Annotated in this window: 1 protein-coding gene; it reads right to left on the bottom strand. The window is 79.6% G+C overall.

Annotation, left to right across the window (positions count from 1 at the left end):
* The coding region (locus OZN99_RS33385) for a CHAT domain-containing protein (protein WP_270939449.1) at positions 1–505 on the bottom strand (505 nt) is incomplete at both ends.

Genomic DNA, 505 nt, shown 5'->3' with positions numbered 1-505 from the left:
AGGCGCAGCTGCGCGCCGCGCAGCGCCGCGGCCGCCGTGGCGCCGCCCCGCTCCCGCTCCAGCGTGCCGGCGACCAGCAGCGCCGCGGCCAAATCGTCCACCGCCCAATGCGTCGCCAGGATCCCCCGCGTGCCGGCGAAGAAGAAGGCGCGCGCCAGGCCCGCCAGCCCCTCGCCGCCGGCGCCCGCGCCGCCCGGCGTGCTGCCGGTGTTGCAGGCCGAGAGGATCACCAGGTCGGCATCCAGCCGCAGGCCGAGCAGCGTCGAGGCCGGGATGAAGGCGCCCGAGGCGTCCGGCGCCCCGCGCGGCGGCGAGACCATCAGCGACGGTTCGGAGAGGCAGGAGAGCTCGCCGGGCAGCAGGGCGTGGGTCGCGAGGTGGACCACGCGCGCCTCGCCCAGCCCGCCGCGCAGCACCGCGGCCTGGGTGAACTCCGCGCCGAAGCGCACGCCGCCCTGGCCGCCGAGCAGCCGCGCCGCGACGCCGACCTCGGCGCGCGTGGCCG

The sequence above is a fragment of the Falsiroseomonas oryzae genome, from assembly GCF_027856955.1.
In the GTDB taxonomy this organism is placed as follows: domain Bacteria; phylum Pseudomonadota; class Alphaproteobacteria; order Acetobacterales; family Acetobacteraceae; genus Falsiroseomonas; species Falsiroseomonas oryzae.
This window is presented reverse-complemented; position numbering and strand designations above follow the sequence as displayed.